Below are 16,395 nucleotides of genomic sequence, written 5' to 3'. Positions count from 1 at the left end.
CCTTCTTGCAGACTCTTCTATTAAAAACTTAGCGCCAACAAGATTCCTAGCCTAAATTGCTTACCCGACTAGTCTATAAACATCGAAAAAGACCGGTTGCCCAGCCTTTTCCTTTATGTTAATCCTTTTTCAAACTTCCTGAACGAGTCTGCGTACGTGAATAAGCTAGCAAGAGAAGGGTACCTGCGATAGCTACAGTTACAGCATTAGCAATTCCCGCAACAATCCCTTGGGCAAATACTTTTTCTGCCGCTTCTTGATAAATCACAACATCTCCAAGTGGTGCCCAGACACCCCAAACAAGAGCATTTGCAACAATCTGAATGAGGTTAAAGAAGACAATATCCTTCAACTCAAAAACACCCTGTGTTACTCGAATGTATTTTCTAAAGAGACCTACAGCTAGACCAAAGAGACCACTAGCAATAATCCAAGTCCACCATAGACCGTAGCCAGCAAGAGAGTCCTTCACCGCATGCCCAATTAAACCAACAAGTAGTCCCACTAGAGGGCCAAAAATAATAGACAAGAGGCTCTGTACCGCATACTGAAGCTGGATGCTTGTATTTGGAACAGGCGTTGGAATACTGATCATCCCGATGACAACAAAGAGCGCAGCTCCAACACCGATAGCAACAACTTGTTTAATTGATTGATTTTTCATCTATATTCTCCTATTTTATGATTCTATTTTCTTTATTTCAATGGTCCAAGATGAACCGACACCCACATTATAGGCCTTGGCAAAGGAACCTTGGTTGATAGCCAGACCTAAACGATAGAGAGAGTTGATGTAAAGGATGGGTTGCCCAATTCTCACATCTGCAAATGATTTGCCATAAACAACCTGATTTTGATAGACCAGCATATCTGCATGATAGATAGTCACCTCAAAACGGTCACCGAATGCTGGTCCCAGCTTGTAAAACTCTTCTCGTGTGATAGAGGTCCAAAGCGAGCCGAAACGCACATCCAGAATATCAATAGCTCCCTTCACCAAATGGTCTTCAATGATGGTCTCTACGACTGGAAGCTCCACAATCTGATCCACACTGAGCTCTGGTCCCACTTCCTCAAAAGAAATGTGACCACTGGCCAGTTTAGCACCAGTATAGGCATAGACATCACGACCGTGGAAGGTATAAGAATGCTCTGTATTTTGACGTCTATTGGCCACTTCAGAAATCTCACGAATAGCTACAATGCCAACGTGTTTCTTGATAAAAGAAAGCGTCCCATTATCTGGCGTGACAATGTATTGATTTTTTGCAGTCTTGGCAACTACACTCTTACGTTTCGAGCCGACACCTGGATCGACAACCGATACAAAAGTCGTTCCCTCAGGCCAGTAATCCACCGTCTGAAAGAGACGATAACTCCCCTCAAAAATATTATAAGGCGTAATATCGTGCGTCAAGTGATGAATTTTTAAGGTTGGAGATTCTTCTAAAGCCACTCCAATCATAGCCGATACCGCACCATCTACCAGACCAAAGTCTGATTGTAATACCAGTAAATTATTATTCATTTTATCTCCTTATACACCCTTTATCATACCATATTTCAGAGAAAGTCGCTAATAGCTATTTCAATTGCTTAGGGTATAGTTTTACCTTATAGCAAATTTCCTACTAAAAACTCTGGTGATTAGCTAGTAGGTGCATTTTTTCTTGAAAAAAGGTATGATAGTTACATCATGAAAAAGTAGGTTTTATTATGAAAATTATCCTTGTCGGAGGGGGAAAAGTTGGTTCTGCCCTCTGTCGCTCTTTGGTTGCAGAAAAGCATGATGTTTTGCTGATTGAGCAAGACGAAGCTGTCCTCAATCATATTGTTAATCGCTTTGATATCATGGGTATCCTTGGTAACGGGGCCGATTTTACCATCCTTGAGCAAGCCAGTGTCCAGGATTGTGATATCTTTATCGCCCTGACTGAATACGATGAAGTGAACATGATTGCAGCCGTTCTAGCCAAAAAAATGGGAGCTAAAGAGACCATCGTTCGGGTGCGGAACCCTGAATATTCTAACTCTTATTTCAAGGAAAAGAATATTCTCGGTTTTTCTCTTATCGTTAACCCTGAGCTCTTGGCTGCCCGCGCTATCGCGAATATCATTGACTTCCCCAACGCCCTATCTGTCGAACGTTTCTTTGGGGGACGGGTCAGCTTGATGGAATTCACTGTTAAATCCTCCAGTGGTCTTTGCCAAATGCCCATTTCTGATTTTCGGAAAAAATTTGGCAATGTCATTGTATGTGCGATAGAGAGGGATCATCAAATTATCATTCCAAGCGGTGACATGACTGTACAGGATAAAGATAGAATCTTTGTCACTGGTAACCGTGTTGATATGATGCTCTTCCATAATTATTTCAAATCACGTGCCGTGAAGAGCCTTCTCATCGTTGGTGCAGGTAGAATTGCCTATTATCTACTAGGCATTCTCAAAGACAGTCGTATCGATACCAAAGTCATTGAAATCAATCCCGAAATCGCCAGCTTCTTTAGCGAGAAATTTCCAAATCTCTACATTGTTCAAGGAGATGGTACCGCAAAAGATATCCTACTGGAAGAAAGTGCTCAAAACTATGATGCCGTTGCAACACTGACAGGGGTCGATGAGGAAAATCTGATTACCTCTATGTTCCTTGACAGCGTAGGTGTACAAAAAAATATCACCAAGGTCAATCGTACCAGTCTCCTCGAGATTATCAATGCACCTGATTTTTCAAGTATCATCACACCTAAAAGCATTGCTGTAGATACGATTATGCACTTTATTCGTGGTCGGGTTAATGCCCAGTATTCAGACCTTCAAGCCATGCACCATCTAGCCAATGGTCAAATCGAGACTCTGCAATTCCATATCAAGGAAGCCAATAAAATGACTGCCAAACCTCTTTCTCAACTGAAATTGAAAAAAGGGGTTCTTATTGCAGCCATCATTCGAAAGGGAAAAACTATTTTCCCTACTGGGGAGGATATGTTGGAAGTTGGAGACAAGCTCCTAGTAACAACTTTGTTGCCAAACATCACTAAAATTTATGACTTGATCGCGAGGTAAGAAATGAATAAAAGTATGATTCGTTACCTCCTTTCAAAATTACTTTTGATTGAAGCTGTTCTTCTTTTGGTTCCTGTGTCTGTCGCTATCTATTACCATGAATCGAGCCAAGTCTTTACAGCCCTCTTTTCAACCATAGGGATTCTCGTATTGTTAGGCGGTTCAGGGAGCTTGCAGAAGCCAAAAAATCAACGGATTTATGCCAAGGAGGGAATCTTAATTGTTGCCCTCTGTTGGATTCTCTGGTCTTTCTTTGGCGGTCTCCCCTTTGTCTTTGCTGGGCAAATTCCCAGCGTTATCGATGCCTTTTTTGAAATCAGTTCTGGCTTTACAACTACTGGAGCAACTATTCTGAACGACGTTTCGGTCCTCAGTCGTTCCCTCCTCTTCTGGCGAAGTTTTACCCACTTGATTGGAGGGATGGGAGTGCTTGTTTTTGCACTTGCTATTATGGATAATGCCAAGAATAGTCACCTAGAAGTGATGAAGGCTGAGGTTCCTGGACCCGTCTTTGGTAAGGTTGTATCCAAACTCAAAAATACTGCCCAGATTCTCTATCTCCTTTATCTAGCTCTCTTCTCCCTCTTTGTCATCATCTATTATCTGGCTGGCATGCCCCTATTTGATAGTTTTGTCATTGCCATGGGGACAGCAGGTACAGGAGGCTTTACCGTCTATAACGATGGAATCGCCCACTATGGTAGCTCACTGATTACCTATCTGGTTAGTATAGGAGTTTTGGTTTTTGGGGTAAATTTCAATCTCTACTACTACCTTATGCTCCGTCGTGTCAAAGCCTTCTTTGGAGATGAAGAACTTCGAGCTTACTTGGTCATTGTACTGGTTTCTACAGGCTTGATTAGCCTCAATACCCTCTATCTCTATCCAGGATTTTCAAAGAGTTTTGAAATGGCCTTCTTCCAGGTTTCCAATATCATTACGACGACTGGTTTTGGTTACGGAGATATTACCAACTGGCCCCTCTTCTCCCAGTTTATCCTTCTCTTCCTTATGGGAATCGGTGGTTCTGCTGGTTCAACCGCAGGTGGACTCAAGGTTATTCGAGGCCTCATCCTTTCAAAAATTGCTAAAAATCAGATTTTGTCAATCCTATCGCCCCACCGTGTTTTGACCCTCCATGTGAATAAAACGGTGATTGACAAAGATACCCAGCATAAGATTCTCAAGTACTTTGTCATCTATTCTATGATTTTGCTAGCGCTTATCTTTATTGTCAGCCTAGATAGCAATGATTTTCTGGTTGTGACCAGCGCTGTCTTTAGCTGTTTCAATAATATTGGGCCTATCCTAGGAACCACTTCTAGTTTCTCAATCTTTAGTCCTATCTCAAAAATTCTCCTCTCCTTTGCAATGATTGCAGGGCGCTTGGAGATATACCCAATCCTACTTCTCTTTATGAAGAGGACTTGGTCTAAGAGATAAAATACAACCATACCTTGTAAACCTACAAAGTGTGGTATTTTTATTTTAGTACTCTTCGAAAATAAAATTCAAACCACGTCAGCTTCGCCTTGCCGTATATGTGTGACTGACTTTGTCAGTCTTATCTACAACCTCAAAGCGGTGCTTTGAGGTTGCAGATAAAGCTGACGTGGTTCGAAGAGTATTAAGGAATTTAATATCCCCAAAAACAACCCTCAGTCAACTGACCGAGGGTTCCTTATTTCATTATTCAAGAACTTGATTAGCTCAACGCATCCAAGGCATCATCCATTGAAAGAACTTCGTGGAAGACACGTTGTGTCAATTCAGTTTTTTGTTCTGGAGTGAGGTATTTAGTGTTTACACAGTATCCAGAGATACGTACGATAACATCTTCACCTGACATGATCTTTTCGTAAACATCGTTCAAGTCCATAACGTTCAAGTTAACGTGTTGTCCACCATTTTCGAAGTAACCATCAAGGATTGTTACCAAGTTATCAACTTGTTCGTCACGAGTCTTACCAAGAGCGCGAGGTGATACTTGTGTAGTCAATGAGATACCATCAGCTGCATAACTAAAGTCAAGGCTAGAAAGTGAGTTCAAGTTTTGCAACCATCCACCTTTAGCTTTGTTAGATGGGTTAGCACCTGGTGAGAAGAATTCAAGTTTAGACAAGTTCACAGAACCATCTTCGTTGAGGTACACACCTTTGTGAACTGGTGAGTTACCAGTTTGTTTAGAGTAAGCAACGTTAGATGTGATTGTCAAAAGTGAAACTGTAGCTTCTGCGTCTTTGTAAAGTTTGTGGCTACGTAGACGAGTTGTGTAAGCTTCGATCAACCATTCTGCCAATTCGTTTGAACGTGGGTCATCTTCACCCCAACGTGGGTATTCACCGATTGTTTCGTAATCGTAGATGTAGCCATTTTCGTCACGGATTGGTTTAACTGTAGCGTATTTAATAGCTGACAATGTATCAACAGTGTTAGCAAATCCACAGATACCAAATCCCATGTTAGCACGTTGTTTAGTTGGCAAGAAGGCCATTTGAACAGCTTCGTAGTTGTACTTATCAGTCATGTAGTGGATGATATTCAAAGCATCTACGTAAGTGTCAGTCAACCAGTCAAGAGATTTTTCAAAGTTAGCTTTAACTGATTCAAATTCAAGAACTTCATCACGGATTGGTTCGATGTCAAATACTTTGTAGTCTTTGTGAACATCGTCGTAACCACCGTTCAAACCAGTAAGAAGGGCTTTCAATACGTTTACACGCGCACCGAAGTACTGGATGTTGTGGCGTTGCTCTTCATTTTCTGGGTCAAGTGGAGACACACAGCATGAGATACAGCTCATTTCACCATATCCGTCTTTAGCCATTGTTGTTACACCTTCGTATTGGATAGAAGAGTGTTTGTGGCTCATGTGCATACAGTAGCGACGGAAGTTGTATGGCAATTTATCAGTCCAAAGAACTGTCAAGTTTGGTTCTGGAGAGTTACCGATGTTGTCAAGAGTGTTCAAGAAACGGTAGTCCATCTTAGTAACACGGTGACGACCGTCGTTACCCATACCAGCCATAGAAGTTGTGATGAAAGTTGGGTCACCTGAGTACAATTGGTCGTAAGCTTTTGTACGAGCAAATTTAACTGTACGAAGTTTCATAACGAAATCATCAACGAATTCTTGGATTTCTGATTCAGTAAATGTACCACGAGCAAGGTCACGTTCTGCAAAGATGTCCAATACGATTGGCACACGACCTAGAGATGTAGCAGCCCCGTTGATAACACGGCAGACAGACATGAAGGCGATGTTAACCCATTGGATAGCTTCTTTAACGTTCATAGCTGGTTTGCGAACATCAACTCCGTAAAGGTCACCCAAGCGAACAACTTGTTGCAATGCTTGGTATTGAAGGTTGACTTCTTCACGAAGACGGATTGTTTCTTCATCGATTTCTTCGATTGCATTCCAGTCGTTTACTTTTTCTTGCATCAAGTAGTCTGCACCGTAAAGAGCAAGACGTGCGTAAACACCGATGATACGTCCGCGTGAGTATGCATCTGGAAGACCAGTTACAGTGTGAGCGTGACGAGCGCGACGGATGTTTGAAGTGTAAGCACGGAAGATACCGTCGTTAACTGTTGTTACGTATTTAGTAAAGATTTCGTGAACAGCTGGATCTGGTTCGTATCCATTTTCTTTCAAAGTAGTTTCAGCCATACGGATACCACCTTTTGGCATGAAGTTCAATTTGAAGAGTTCATCGTTTTGGATACCGAAGATAACTTCGTTTTCTTTATCGATAAATCCTGCTGGAATGTCAGCAATAGATGTTGGACGAGTGTCCATTGGGAAACGAGTTTCTTCGTAGTGTGCTTTAGTTTCTTCTACAATTTTTTTGATGTGAAGTGAACGTTCTGTTGGTCCTGCAAGGAAGCTTTCATCTCCATCATAAGGTGTGTAGTTAGCTTGTACGAAGCGTGATACACTTGCTTTTTCTTTCCAATCTACGCCTTTGAAGCCTTCCCAAGCTTTGTCAAAAATATCTTGTGCTTCAACAACTGTCTTAACAACCATGTTAATGTCCTCTTTTTTCTTTCTAGTAACAACCATCTGTTACATTCATGAGACAAGTATAACACACAGTAACCGATTTCAACAAGTGGAAAATCCCTATTTTTACACTTTCTTTTCTAAAACAGTCTATATTTTACCCCAAACTGTATTATATTTTTGAAAAAATAAAGTCCTTTTTTCTTTTTTTCAGAAAAAAGGGTATAATAAAAGAAAATAAGCGGTAAAAAAGGGGGGGCTAGACATGTTGATTTTTCCTTTATTAAATGATTTGTCAAGGAAAATCATCCATATTGACATGGATGCCTTTTTTGCTGCAGTGGAAATCAGAGATAATCCTAAACTCAGAGGAAAACCTGTCATTATCGGCAGTGACCCTCGGCAAACAGGTGGGCGTGGTGTCGTTTCCACTTGTAGCTATGAGGCACGAGCTTTTGGTGTCCATTCTGCCATGAGTTCCAAGGAAGCCTATGAACGTTGTCCTCAGGCTGTCTTTATCTCAGGGAATTATGAGAAATACAAATCTGTGGGGCTCCAGATTCGAGCTATTTTTAAGCGCTATACAGATTTGATTGAGCCTATGAGTATTGACGAAGCCTATTTGGATGTGACAGAAAATAAACTCGGTATCAAGTCAGCGGTCAAAATCGCTCGCCTCATTCAAGAGGATATCTGGCAAGAACTCCATTTGACTGCTTCTGCAGGCGTTTCCTACAACAAATTCTTAGCTAAAATGGCCAGCGATTATCAAAAGCCACATGGTCTAACAGTGATTCTACCTGACCAGGCTGAGGATTTCCTCAAACAAATGGATATTTCCAAGTTTCATGGAGTAGGAAAAAAGACGGTGGAAAGACTTCATCAAATGGGAGTTTTTACTGGCGCTGATCTACTTGAAGTTCCTGAAGTGATCCTAATAGACCGTTTTGGTAGACTGGGCTATGACCTGTATCGAAAGGCTCGTGGTATCCACAATTCCCCGGTCAAGTCCAATCGTATCCGTAAATCAATCGGGAAAGAGAAAACCTATGGAAAAATTCTCCGTGCCGAGGAAGACATCAAAAAAGAGCTGACTCTCCTATCAGAAAGAGTCGCTCTCAATCTCAATCAACAAGAAAAAGCTGGAAAAATTGTCATTCTAAAAATCCGCTACGAAGACTTTTCAACTCTGACTAAACGAAAAAGTCTGGATCAAAAAACGCAGGATGCTAGTCAGATCAGCCAAATAGCCCGGCAACTCTATGAAGAGTTGGACGAGAAAGAAAAAGGTGTCCGCCTGCTGGGGATTACCGTAACTGGATTTTAACGCTCAATGAAAATCAAAGAGCAAACTAGAAAGCTAGCCGCAGGCTGCTCAAAACACTGTTTTGAGGTTGCAGATATAGCTGATGCAGTTTGAAGAGATTTTCGAAGAGTATAAAACCTTGAAGAGTTACCCCTTCAAGGTTTTTCTTATACAAATAAACGGACAAAGCTATACAATAGCAAGACAATACCAAGCACGATACGGTATTTACCAAAAAGGGTGAAGTCGTGTTTTTTCACATAGCTTGTCAAGAAACGAATAGCGACCATGCTGACTGCAAAGGCGACTCCCATCGCAACCAAGAGCAAGAACAATTGCCCAAAACTTAAGAGCTGTCCTGCTTTCACAAATTTGAAAATCTTTAAGGCACTGGCTCCAAACATAACAGGAATCCCAAGATAGAAGGTAAATTCTGTCACAACTGAACGACTGGTTCCATTTAACAAACCACCGACAATCGTTGCCCCAGAGCGGCTAGTTCCTGGTAAAAGGGCAAGAACTTGGAAGAGACCGATATAGAAGGCTGTCGTATAAGGAAGCTTGTCCAACTCTGTCACACTTGGTTCGATAGCACGCGCTTTATTGCGCTTTTCCAAATAGATAAAGGCAACCCCATAGATAATCAACATGAGAGCAACAGAAACCATGTTATGGAAGTGGGTATCAAACCAATCATCAAATTTAAAGACGACAAGTAAAGGCAAAGTAGCTACAAGAACTTTCGACCACAATTGCCAAGTTTGACGAACTTCCTGTTTGTCCTTAGTCGGTTTAAAAGGATTGAGCTTATTAAAGTAAATCACCATAACTGCTAAAATAGCACCAAGCTGAATCACGACATTAAACATGGACATAAAAGCTTCATTTTGATTTTGATATTGGATAAATTCCTCTGCTAAAATCAAGTGACCTGTACTGGAAATGGGCAACCATTCCGTAATTCCTTCAACAATCCCGAAGAAGATAGATTTTAAAATTTCAATAAGATACATAGATTACTCCTTTTTTCTATCTTCCATTATAGCATATTTTTTCAGTCTGTGACAGCTCTCTTTAAAAGGCACCGATACTGCCACCGCCGCCGCCTCCAGAGAAGCCACCGCCAGAACTGCCACTCCCAGAAGATACGGAATAGGTACTTGCTGTGTTTGCGATGCTGGCATAATGGCTCATTTGCGCGCTTGAATGATAAAACATACCGTGCCAGCCATAAGCTACATAGAGGTTGATATCTGGATTTCCCACTTTAATCTGATGAACCTTCATCAAATGGCTGACCTTGTCCGCATAGCCAAATAAGGTCGCATAGACCAAGAGGCGATTCCAGACCACAATACTTTCCAATTCAGCCTGATCCAATCGTGCAATCTCACGCAACATATTTTCAAAACTGGTCCAGAGATAGTAGACCTCTGCTCCCGCTTCATTCAGAACACCATCACGATTATCTAGTCGAAGCTTCCAATAATAGAAAACAGCCAAAACCAAACCTAGAAAACCAAGTATAGGCAAGGGGAGGTAAAGATAGCCATGAACGTCTAAACTGTACAAGAACAAACCAAATCCAATAAATAAGGGCAAGATAGTAGAGAGTCCCATCCCCACTTGCAAGGCTTTTTCCAAACCAGTTAAAGAACGATAGTAATCTGGGAGCCCCCAGAAGGAAACTCGATTTCTCACTCCTTCTTGCATCTGTTTCAATACTTCTTCAAAAGAAGATTTGAGCTGACGCCCCTTTGCTTGAATCCGTTTTTCATCAGCAGCTTTAGCTCTACGATAAAGACTATCAGATACCTTGTAATCCGCAAACAAATTGGAAAGAGTTTCTTCTTTTTTGCCTGAAAAAGCCAGATTTAGACAGTCTTTCTCAAAGCTTGACAAACCATCTTCTCTTACCAGCCTCAAGCCAACTGCATCTCCTTCTGAAATGATAGAGACATACCCACGGTCTATCACATCTAGCAAGGTAGCTTGAATAAGTTGATCAAAGGTGAATTTGCCAGCACCCTTGACTAAGGGACTCACTTCCTCCAAGGAGGTCGAGTAAACAGCCTCCGATAAAACCATAGGCTCTAATTCCATTGGTGGTTCATAGAGACGATGATTTTTAGCATATTTGACTGAAGGAGTGGTCTTTCTTCTATAGATAAAATAGAAGCAGACGCTCAATAACAAAGAGATGGAAAGTATCGAAGGAAAGACCCAAGTGACGAGTTGTTTACTCTGGTCCTTTTCTCTAACAATCGAGTCTTCTATCTTATTAAACTCTTCTAAACGATTCCCTTTCAAGCCCTGATCTCTAGCGCTAGCAAAATCAGTTCGAGGCCAGTAGGCATGCAATTCAACTCCACGCTTAGGAGGAAGATTGTCTAAACGAATCGTATAATCAAGGTTACTCTTTTCAACCGTTCCTTCTTTAAAAAGTTTTCCTGTGTGGAAAAAGAGTTTTTCAGCCCCCTTTTCTCCCCTTACATGAAATTCAAACTTTCCAATAGCCCCTGAACTGTCTGTTAAAGGTTGCCAATTTAATTCAGCGATATCTTCATAAAGAAAAAGCAAGTTCTTTAAATTCCAGACAAGGTCAACTTCAACTGTGTCACCTTCCTGACCTGGATTATAAACTTTAACAGTATAACCATCTGCGCCTTCTATCACTTCGCTAGTAACGTCTGCTAGTTCAGCACCATTTTTCGATGCCTGAACCTTTGGATGAGGGTCAATGTCAAATCCGCTAGGCATCTTGCCAGCACGTCCAAGTCCCACGATTTGGCCCTTAAAGTCCTCCTCAAACTGATAAACTATCTTCTGTCTAAATTCTGCCGTATTGTCTGCATGAATATACAAATCCCCTTGATAAGAGTTTATCTTAAAATCAATGGCAAAAACTGAGAGTGGCAGAAGGCAAAACAAGCCTAACACCAGTAAGAAAAAAGTTTTTTTCATCAAACAAGCCCCCTTTTTATCTTTGCTATCATTATATCATTTTTTCTCAAGTAAGGGCTTACCCGTATTGAAAAATAGAGTTTTTTTCGATAAAATAGGAGACAGTTATTTTTTAATAGATTAGAAATAGGAGAAATCATGAGAAAAATATACTTATCTATTTTCACAAGTCTCTTGCTGATGCTAGGACTTGTCAATGTTGCTCAAGCTGATGAATATTTACGCATCGGGATGGAAGCAGCATATGCCCCCTTTAACTGGACTCAGGATGATGATAGCAATGGAGCTGTCAAAATCGATGGAACCAACCAGTACGCCAATGGATACGATGTCCAGATTGCCAAGAAAATTGCTAAGGACTTAGGTAAAGAACCTTTGGTTGTTAAAACCAAGTGGGAAGGTCTGGTCCCTGCCCTTACTTCTGGTAAGATTGATATGATTATCGCAGGTATGAGCCCTACTGCTGAACGTAAACAAGAAGTCGCCTTTTCAAGCAGCTACTACACTAGCGAGCCTGTCCTACTTGTCAAAAAAGATTCTGCCTATGCAAATGCCAAATCTTTGGATGACTTTAATGGTGCAAAAATCACTTCTCAACAAGGTGTCTACCTCTACGACTTGATTGGTCAAATCCCAGGTGCTAAAAAAGAAACTGCCATGGGAGACTTCGCTCAAATGCGCCAAGCTCTTGAGGCTGGTGTCATTGATGCCTATGTTTCTGAACGCCCAGAAGCTCTGACTGCCGAAGCAGCTAACTCTAAGTTTAAGATGATTCAAGTAGAACCAGGTTTCAAAACTGGAGAAGAAGATACAGCTATTGCCATTGGACTTCGTAAAGATGACACTCGTATTAGCCAAATCAATGCCAGCATTGAAACCATTTCAAAAGATGACCAAGTTGCCCTAATGGATCGTATGATCAAGGAACAACCTGCCGAAGCAACAACAACTGAAGAGACTAGCAGTAGTTTCTTTAACCAAGTCGCTAAAATTCTTTCTGAAAACTGGCAACAACTCTTGCGTGGTGCTGGTATCACTCTTTTAATCTCTATCGTCGGAACCATCATAGGTCTCATTATCGGTCTTGCTATTGGTGTTTTCCGTACTGCTCCTCTCTCTGAAAACAAAGCCATTTACGGCCTACAAAAACTAGTCGGCTGGATCCTCAATGTCTACATTGAAATTTTCCGTGGTACACCTATGATTGTTCAATCGATGGTTATCTACTATGGAACTGCTCAAGCTTTCGGGATCAACCTTGACCGCACACTGGCTGCTATCTTCATCGTTTCAATCAACACTGGTGCCTACATGACTGAAATCGTTCGTGGTGGTATCCTAGCAGTTGACAAGGGACAATTTGAAGCCGCTACTGCTCTTGGTATGACTCATAACCAAACAATGCGTAAGATTGTCCTACCTCAAGTAGTCCGTAACATCCTACCAGCAACTGGTAATGAATTTGTCATCAATATCAAAGATACATCTGTATTGAACGTTATTTCTGTTGTTGAGCTTTATTTCTCAGGAAATACCGTGGCAACTCAGACCTATCAATACTTCCAGACATTTACAATCATCGCCGTGATTTACTTTGTCCTCACCTTCACCGTAACACGTATCCTACGCTTCATCGAGCGCCAAATGGACATGGATACCTATACTACAGGTGCTAACCAAATGCAAACGGAGGATTTGAAATAATGACACAAGCAATCCTTGAAATTAAACACCTCAAAAAATCCTATGGTCAAAACGAAGTGCTAAAAGACATTTCTCTCACTGTCCACAAGGGAGAGGTTATCTCTATCATCGGAAGCTCAGGAAGCGGGAAATCGACCTTCCTACGCTCCATTAACCTACTTGAAACACCAACTGATGGACAAATCCTTTATCATGGACAAAACGTCCTCGAAAAAGGCTATGATCTCACACAATACCGTGAAAAGTTAGGAATGGTGTTCCAATCCTTTAACCTCTTTGAAAATCTCAACGTTCTTGAAAACACAATCGTCGCTCAGACGACTGTCCTTAAACGCGAACGTACAGAAGCTGAAAAAATTGCCAAAGAAAACTTAGAAAAAGTCGGCATGGGAGAACGCTACTGGCAAGCGAAGCCAAAACAACTCTCAGGTGGTCAAAAACAACGTGTGGCTATCGCTCGTGCCCTTTCAATGAATCCTGACGCTATTCTCTTTGATGAACCAACTTCAGCTCTCGATCCAGAAATGGTTGGAGAAGTCCTCAAAATCATGCAGGATTTAGCTCAGGAAGGCTTGACCATGATTGTCGTAACCCACGAGATGGAATTCGCCCGTGATGTCTCTCACCGTGTTATCTTTATGGATAAGGGAGTAATTGCTGAGGAAGGCAAACCTGAAGACCTCTTTACCAATCCTAAAGAAGACCGTACAAAAGAGTTCCTTCAACGCTATCTCAAATAAAAAGAAAAGACTGCATCAACCGTGCAGTCTTTTTGCTGTCCTCATACTCTTCGAAAATCTCTTCAAACCACGTCAGCTTCGACTTGCCGTAGGTATATGTTACTGACTCTGTCAATCTTATTTACAACCTCAAAGCAGTGCTTTGAGCAGCCTACGGCTAGCTTCCTAGTTTGCTCTTTGATTTTCATTGAGTATCAAAATGAAAAGGCAGACCCTATTCAAGAATCCGCCATTATCCAAAGATTAATCTTCAAATTTTTCATGATTTTTATCATAGAAATCAATTAAACCTAGAGCCGTTTCAAACGAAATATTTTTTACTTTTGCACGCCCCTGCGCTAGAGCAATGATAGACATTTCACGCGCATTCGTTTCTTTAGAGATACGGTAGCCTGTGATCTTCTTATCACGAACCCAGCCAACAACTGATTCTACTTTTTCAAAGTTTGACTTAGCCATGTCCTTCTCCTATTTTCTTCTTTACGATATTTAATTGTATACGTTTTTATGTCTTTTGTCAATAAAAAAACATATATTCAATAAAATTAATGACTTATATTTCTATTACTACCTTATTAAAGCCGATAATATATAGGTTTTTGCTTGCTATAAACCATTAGTAAATACCTTTAAAATAATTGCATTATTAACTCTTTTATTTGTAAGAATATTCATATTCTCAAATACCAGTTCTTGATAGGTTAGACAGGTTTTATCTTCAGCTTTATTCTATTTATCCAACTTTAAAAGGACATTCCTAATAGCGGAAAGCTTTCTCTCCACACTATTACTAACTATTCTTTTTCTTCTCCTTCTTCGACTTTCTTCCTGTCTGTATAAGCACTTTTTCACTTGCTCAACTGGTACTATTTATTTACTTTATCAAGATTCCTTTTGTTTCTCCTACCTCATTAAAAAATGAGTAGTCAGGAAACAGTTGTATCCTATCTTTCAACATTTTCTACTGCTTTTCGTACCCCATCACTCTTCTCAGCCATCTCAGTATAAGGCTTCTCATTAGTATTGATTATTTTTTCTAATTCCTATTATATTTAACCAAATTTCATATTAGCTATATATAAAATAGTGGATTCTAAAAATACTCCTTATATATAACAAGTAATTTTACTCCCTTACTATAAACTGAATCAAAAAATAATAGGTACTATAATGACTTGTGATAGAAATAGCGTAATCGATTTCCTAAGTCCATAGGAATCGCCCCCTTTCTTCACCCTCATTATAGCACCTATACATCAGTTGTGCAAATAATATGATATTTTTTTATTTGTCCTCAGACAAGCATATTATAGAGCGTTTCATTACCATTTAAGTTAATATAAGATGGATCAAAACCTTCCATTCGACGAATCAAGCCTGCATAATCATGCTTATCTGCCAAGGCAATCCCAATCAGTACAGGCCCTGTACCCTTGCTAGCTCGCTTGATATACTCAAAACGTGTGATATCATCATTTGGCCCCAGGATATCATTTACAAACTCACGCAAAGCCCCTGGACGCTGTGGAAAATTGACCACAAAGTAATGCTTGATCCCATCATAAATCAAGGCGCGCTCTTCCATTTCTGGCATACGGTTGATATCATTATTTCCTCCAGAAATGATACAACAAATGGTTTTCCCCTTGATATATTCAGCTAAAACCTCTAGAGAGGCGATACTAGCTGCTCCAGCAGGCTCTGCGACTATCCCTTGCTTAGAATAAAGGTCAATCAAGGTTTCAGAAATCAATCCCTCATCGACACCTACCAAAGTTTGAACATGTTGACGAGTTGCTTCATAGGTCAACTGCCCTACCTTTTGCACAGCAATTCCATCCGCAAATTTGTCAATTTCCTTGAGCTTAACTGGTCCACCAGCTTCAAAGGCAGCCTTCATGGAACGTGCTCCATTAGCCTCTACCCCAATGACTTCAATCTCTGGACTTGTTTCCTTGATATAGGTAGAAACCCCAGCAATGAGACCACCCCCGCCAACAGGGACTAAAACAGCATCAAAATCAATCGATTCTTTTCGAGCCTCTTCTAAAATCTCATAAGCAACTGTCCCTTGACCAGCTTGAACATGGGCATCATCAAATGGATCAATAAAAGTACGATTTTCAGAAACTGTAAATTCTTGAGCTGCTTTGGCTGAGGCATCAAAAGTATCTCCAACTAATTTAATAGTCACGAAGTCCCCACCAAAAAAGCGAACTTGACCAATCTTTTGTTGCGGAGTAGTAATGGGCATAAAGATAGTAGCAGGAATTTTCATTTCATTACAAGTATAGGCAACTCCCTGAGCATGATTCCCCGCAGAGGCACAGACTACCCCACGCTCACGTTCTTCCTTGCTGAGCTGAGAAATAGCATAATAGGCACCACGGATCTTAAAAGAACGAACACGTTGAGCATTTTCCTTTTTCAAATAAATCTTAGCACCATACTTCTCCGATAAATAATGGTCGTAATCCAGTGGGGTATTCACAACCACACCGTTCAAGACTTTATGAGCCTTGATTATATCTTTTGAACTTAACATCATTTTCTCCTAGACTATTTCAAACTTATCGTAATACATCTTTTAAAAAGAGATGAATTGATTA

The 16,395-nt window shown here is 40.7% G+C and carries 12 protein-coding genes; 5 read left to right on the top strand and 7 right to left on the bottom strand.

Annotated elements, in window-relative coordinates:
- Positions 1-118: 118 nt before the first annotated feature.
- Together FQT24_RS09420 and FQT24_RS09415 are read right to left on the bottom strand one after the other, a co-directional pair.
- Complete coding sequence (locus tag FQT24_RS09420) at positions 119-664, bottom strand: ECF-type riboflavin transporter substrate-binding protein (RefSeq protein ID WP_143952828.1); 546 nt, start codon at positions 662-664, stop codon at positions 119-121.
- A 15-nt stretch (positions 665-679) separates the two neighbouring features.
- Positions 680-1,528, bottom strand: a complete 849-nt coding sequence (locus FQT24_RS09415) for an SAM hydrolase/SAM-dependent halogenase family protein (RefSeq protein WP_049542540.1) — start codon at positions 1,526-1,528, stop codon at positions 680-682.
- Positions 1,529-1,716: 188 nt separating this feature from the next.
- On the opposite strand from FQT24_RS09415, the gene trkA reads away from it, so the two are divergent.
- Both trkA and FQT24_RS09405 read left to right on the top strand, forming a co-directional pair.
- Positions 1,717-3,066: a Trk system potassium transporter TrkA gene (gene trkA / locus FQT24_RS09410; protein WP_143952827.1), complete on the top strand. Its 1,350-nt coding sequence runs from the start codon at positions 1,717-1,719 to the stop codon at positions 3,064-3,066.
- A gap of 3 nt (positions 3,067-3,069) precedes the next feature.
- Positions 3,070-4,509 (top strand): TrkH family potassium uptake protein, encoded by a 1,440-nt coding sequence (locus FQT24_RS09405; protein WP_143952826.1) that lies wholly within the window; start codon positions 3,070-3,072, stop codon positions 4,507-4,509.
- Positions 4,510-4,771: 262 nt separating this feature from the next.
- Here FQT24_RS09405 and pflB read toward each other — a convergent pair whose 3' ends face one another.
- Entirely contained in the window at positions 4,772-7,096 is a 2,325-nt protein-coding gene (gene pflB, locus FQT24_RS09400; RefSeq protein WP_143953039.1) for a formate C-acetyltransferase, read from the bottom strand.
- A 241-nt stretch (positions 7,097-7,337) separates the two neighbouring features.
- On the opposite strand from pflB, the gene dinB reads away from it, so the two are divergent.
- Complete coding sequence (dinB, locus tag FQT24_RS09395) at positions 7,338-8,399, top strand: DNA polymerase IV (protein ID WP_143952825.1); 1,062 nt, start codon at positions 7,338-7,340, stop codon at positions 8,397-8,399.
- A 146-nt stretch (positions 8,400-8,545) separates the two neighbouring features.
- On the opposite strand, the gene FQT24_RS09385 is transcribed toward dinB, so the two are convergent.
- Both FQT24_RS09385 and FQT24_RS09380 read right to left on the bottom strand, forming a co-directional pair.
- Positions 8,546-9,391, bottom strand: coding sequence for an undecaprenyl-diphosphate phosphatase (locus FQT24_RS09385; protein ID WP_143952823.1), 846 nt, complete (start codon positions 9,389-9,391; stop codon positions 8,546-8,548).
- Positions 9,392-9,452: 61 nt separating this feature from the next.
- On the bottom strand, positions 9,453-11,342 hold the full coding sequence (locus tag FQT24_RS09380; RefSeq protein ID WP_143952822.1) for a DUF2207 domain-containing protein: 1,890 nt from the start codon (positions 11,340-11,342) through the stop codon (positions 9,453-9,455).
- A gap of 138 nt (positions 11,343-11,480) precedes the next feature.
- On the opposite strand from FQT24_RS09380, the gene FQT24_RS09375 reads away from it, so the two are divergent.
- Together FQT24_RS09375 and FQT24_RS09370 are read left to right on the top strand one after the other, a co-directional pair.
- Positions 11,481-13,046, top strand: a complete 1,566-nt coding sequence (locus tag FQT24_RS09375) for an ABC transporter substrate-binding protein/permease (RefSeq protein ID WP_143952821.1) — start codon at positions 11,481-11,483, stop codon at positions 13,044-13,046.
- Positions 13,046-13,786, top strand: a complete 741-nt coding sequence (locus FQT24_RS09370) for an amino acid ABC transporter ATP-binding protein (protein WP_000189477.1) — start codon at positions 13,046-13,048, stop codon at positions 13,784-13,786. The genes FQT24_RS09375 and FQT24_RS09370 overlap by 1 nt, the downstream gene beginning before the upstream one ends.
- Positions 13,787-14,029: 243 nt before the next feature.
- Here the strand turns inward: FQT24_RS09370 and FQT24_RS09360 are convergent, their stop codons facing one another.
- Together FQT24_RS09360 and ilvA are read right to left on the bottom strand one after the other, a co-directional pair.
- A complete protein-coding gene (locus tag FQT24_RS09360; RefSeq protein WP_001130035.1) occupies positions 14,030-14,245 on the bottom strand; it encodes a capsule biosynthesis transcriptional regulator in 216 nt (71 codons plus the stop codon).
- A gap of 835 nt (positions 14,246-15,080) precedes the next feature.
- A complete protein-coding gene (gene ilvA, locus FQT24_RS09355; protein WP_000952976.1) occupies positions 15,081-16,331 on the bottom strand; it encodes a threonine ammonia-lyase IlvA in 1,251 nt (416 codons plus the stop codon).
- Between the last annotated feature and the right edge of the window lie 64 nt (positions 16,332-16,395).

It is taken from the genome of Streptococcus mitis, assembly GCF_901542415.1.
GTDB lineage: Bacteria > Bacillota > Bacilli > Lactobacillales > Streptococcaceae > Streptococcus > Streptococcus mitis_BL.
This window is presented reverse-complemented; position numbering and strand designations above follow the sequence as displayed.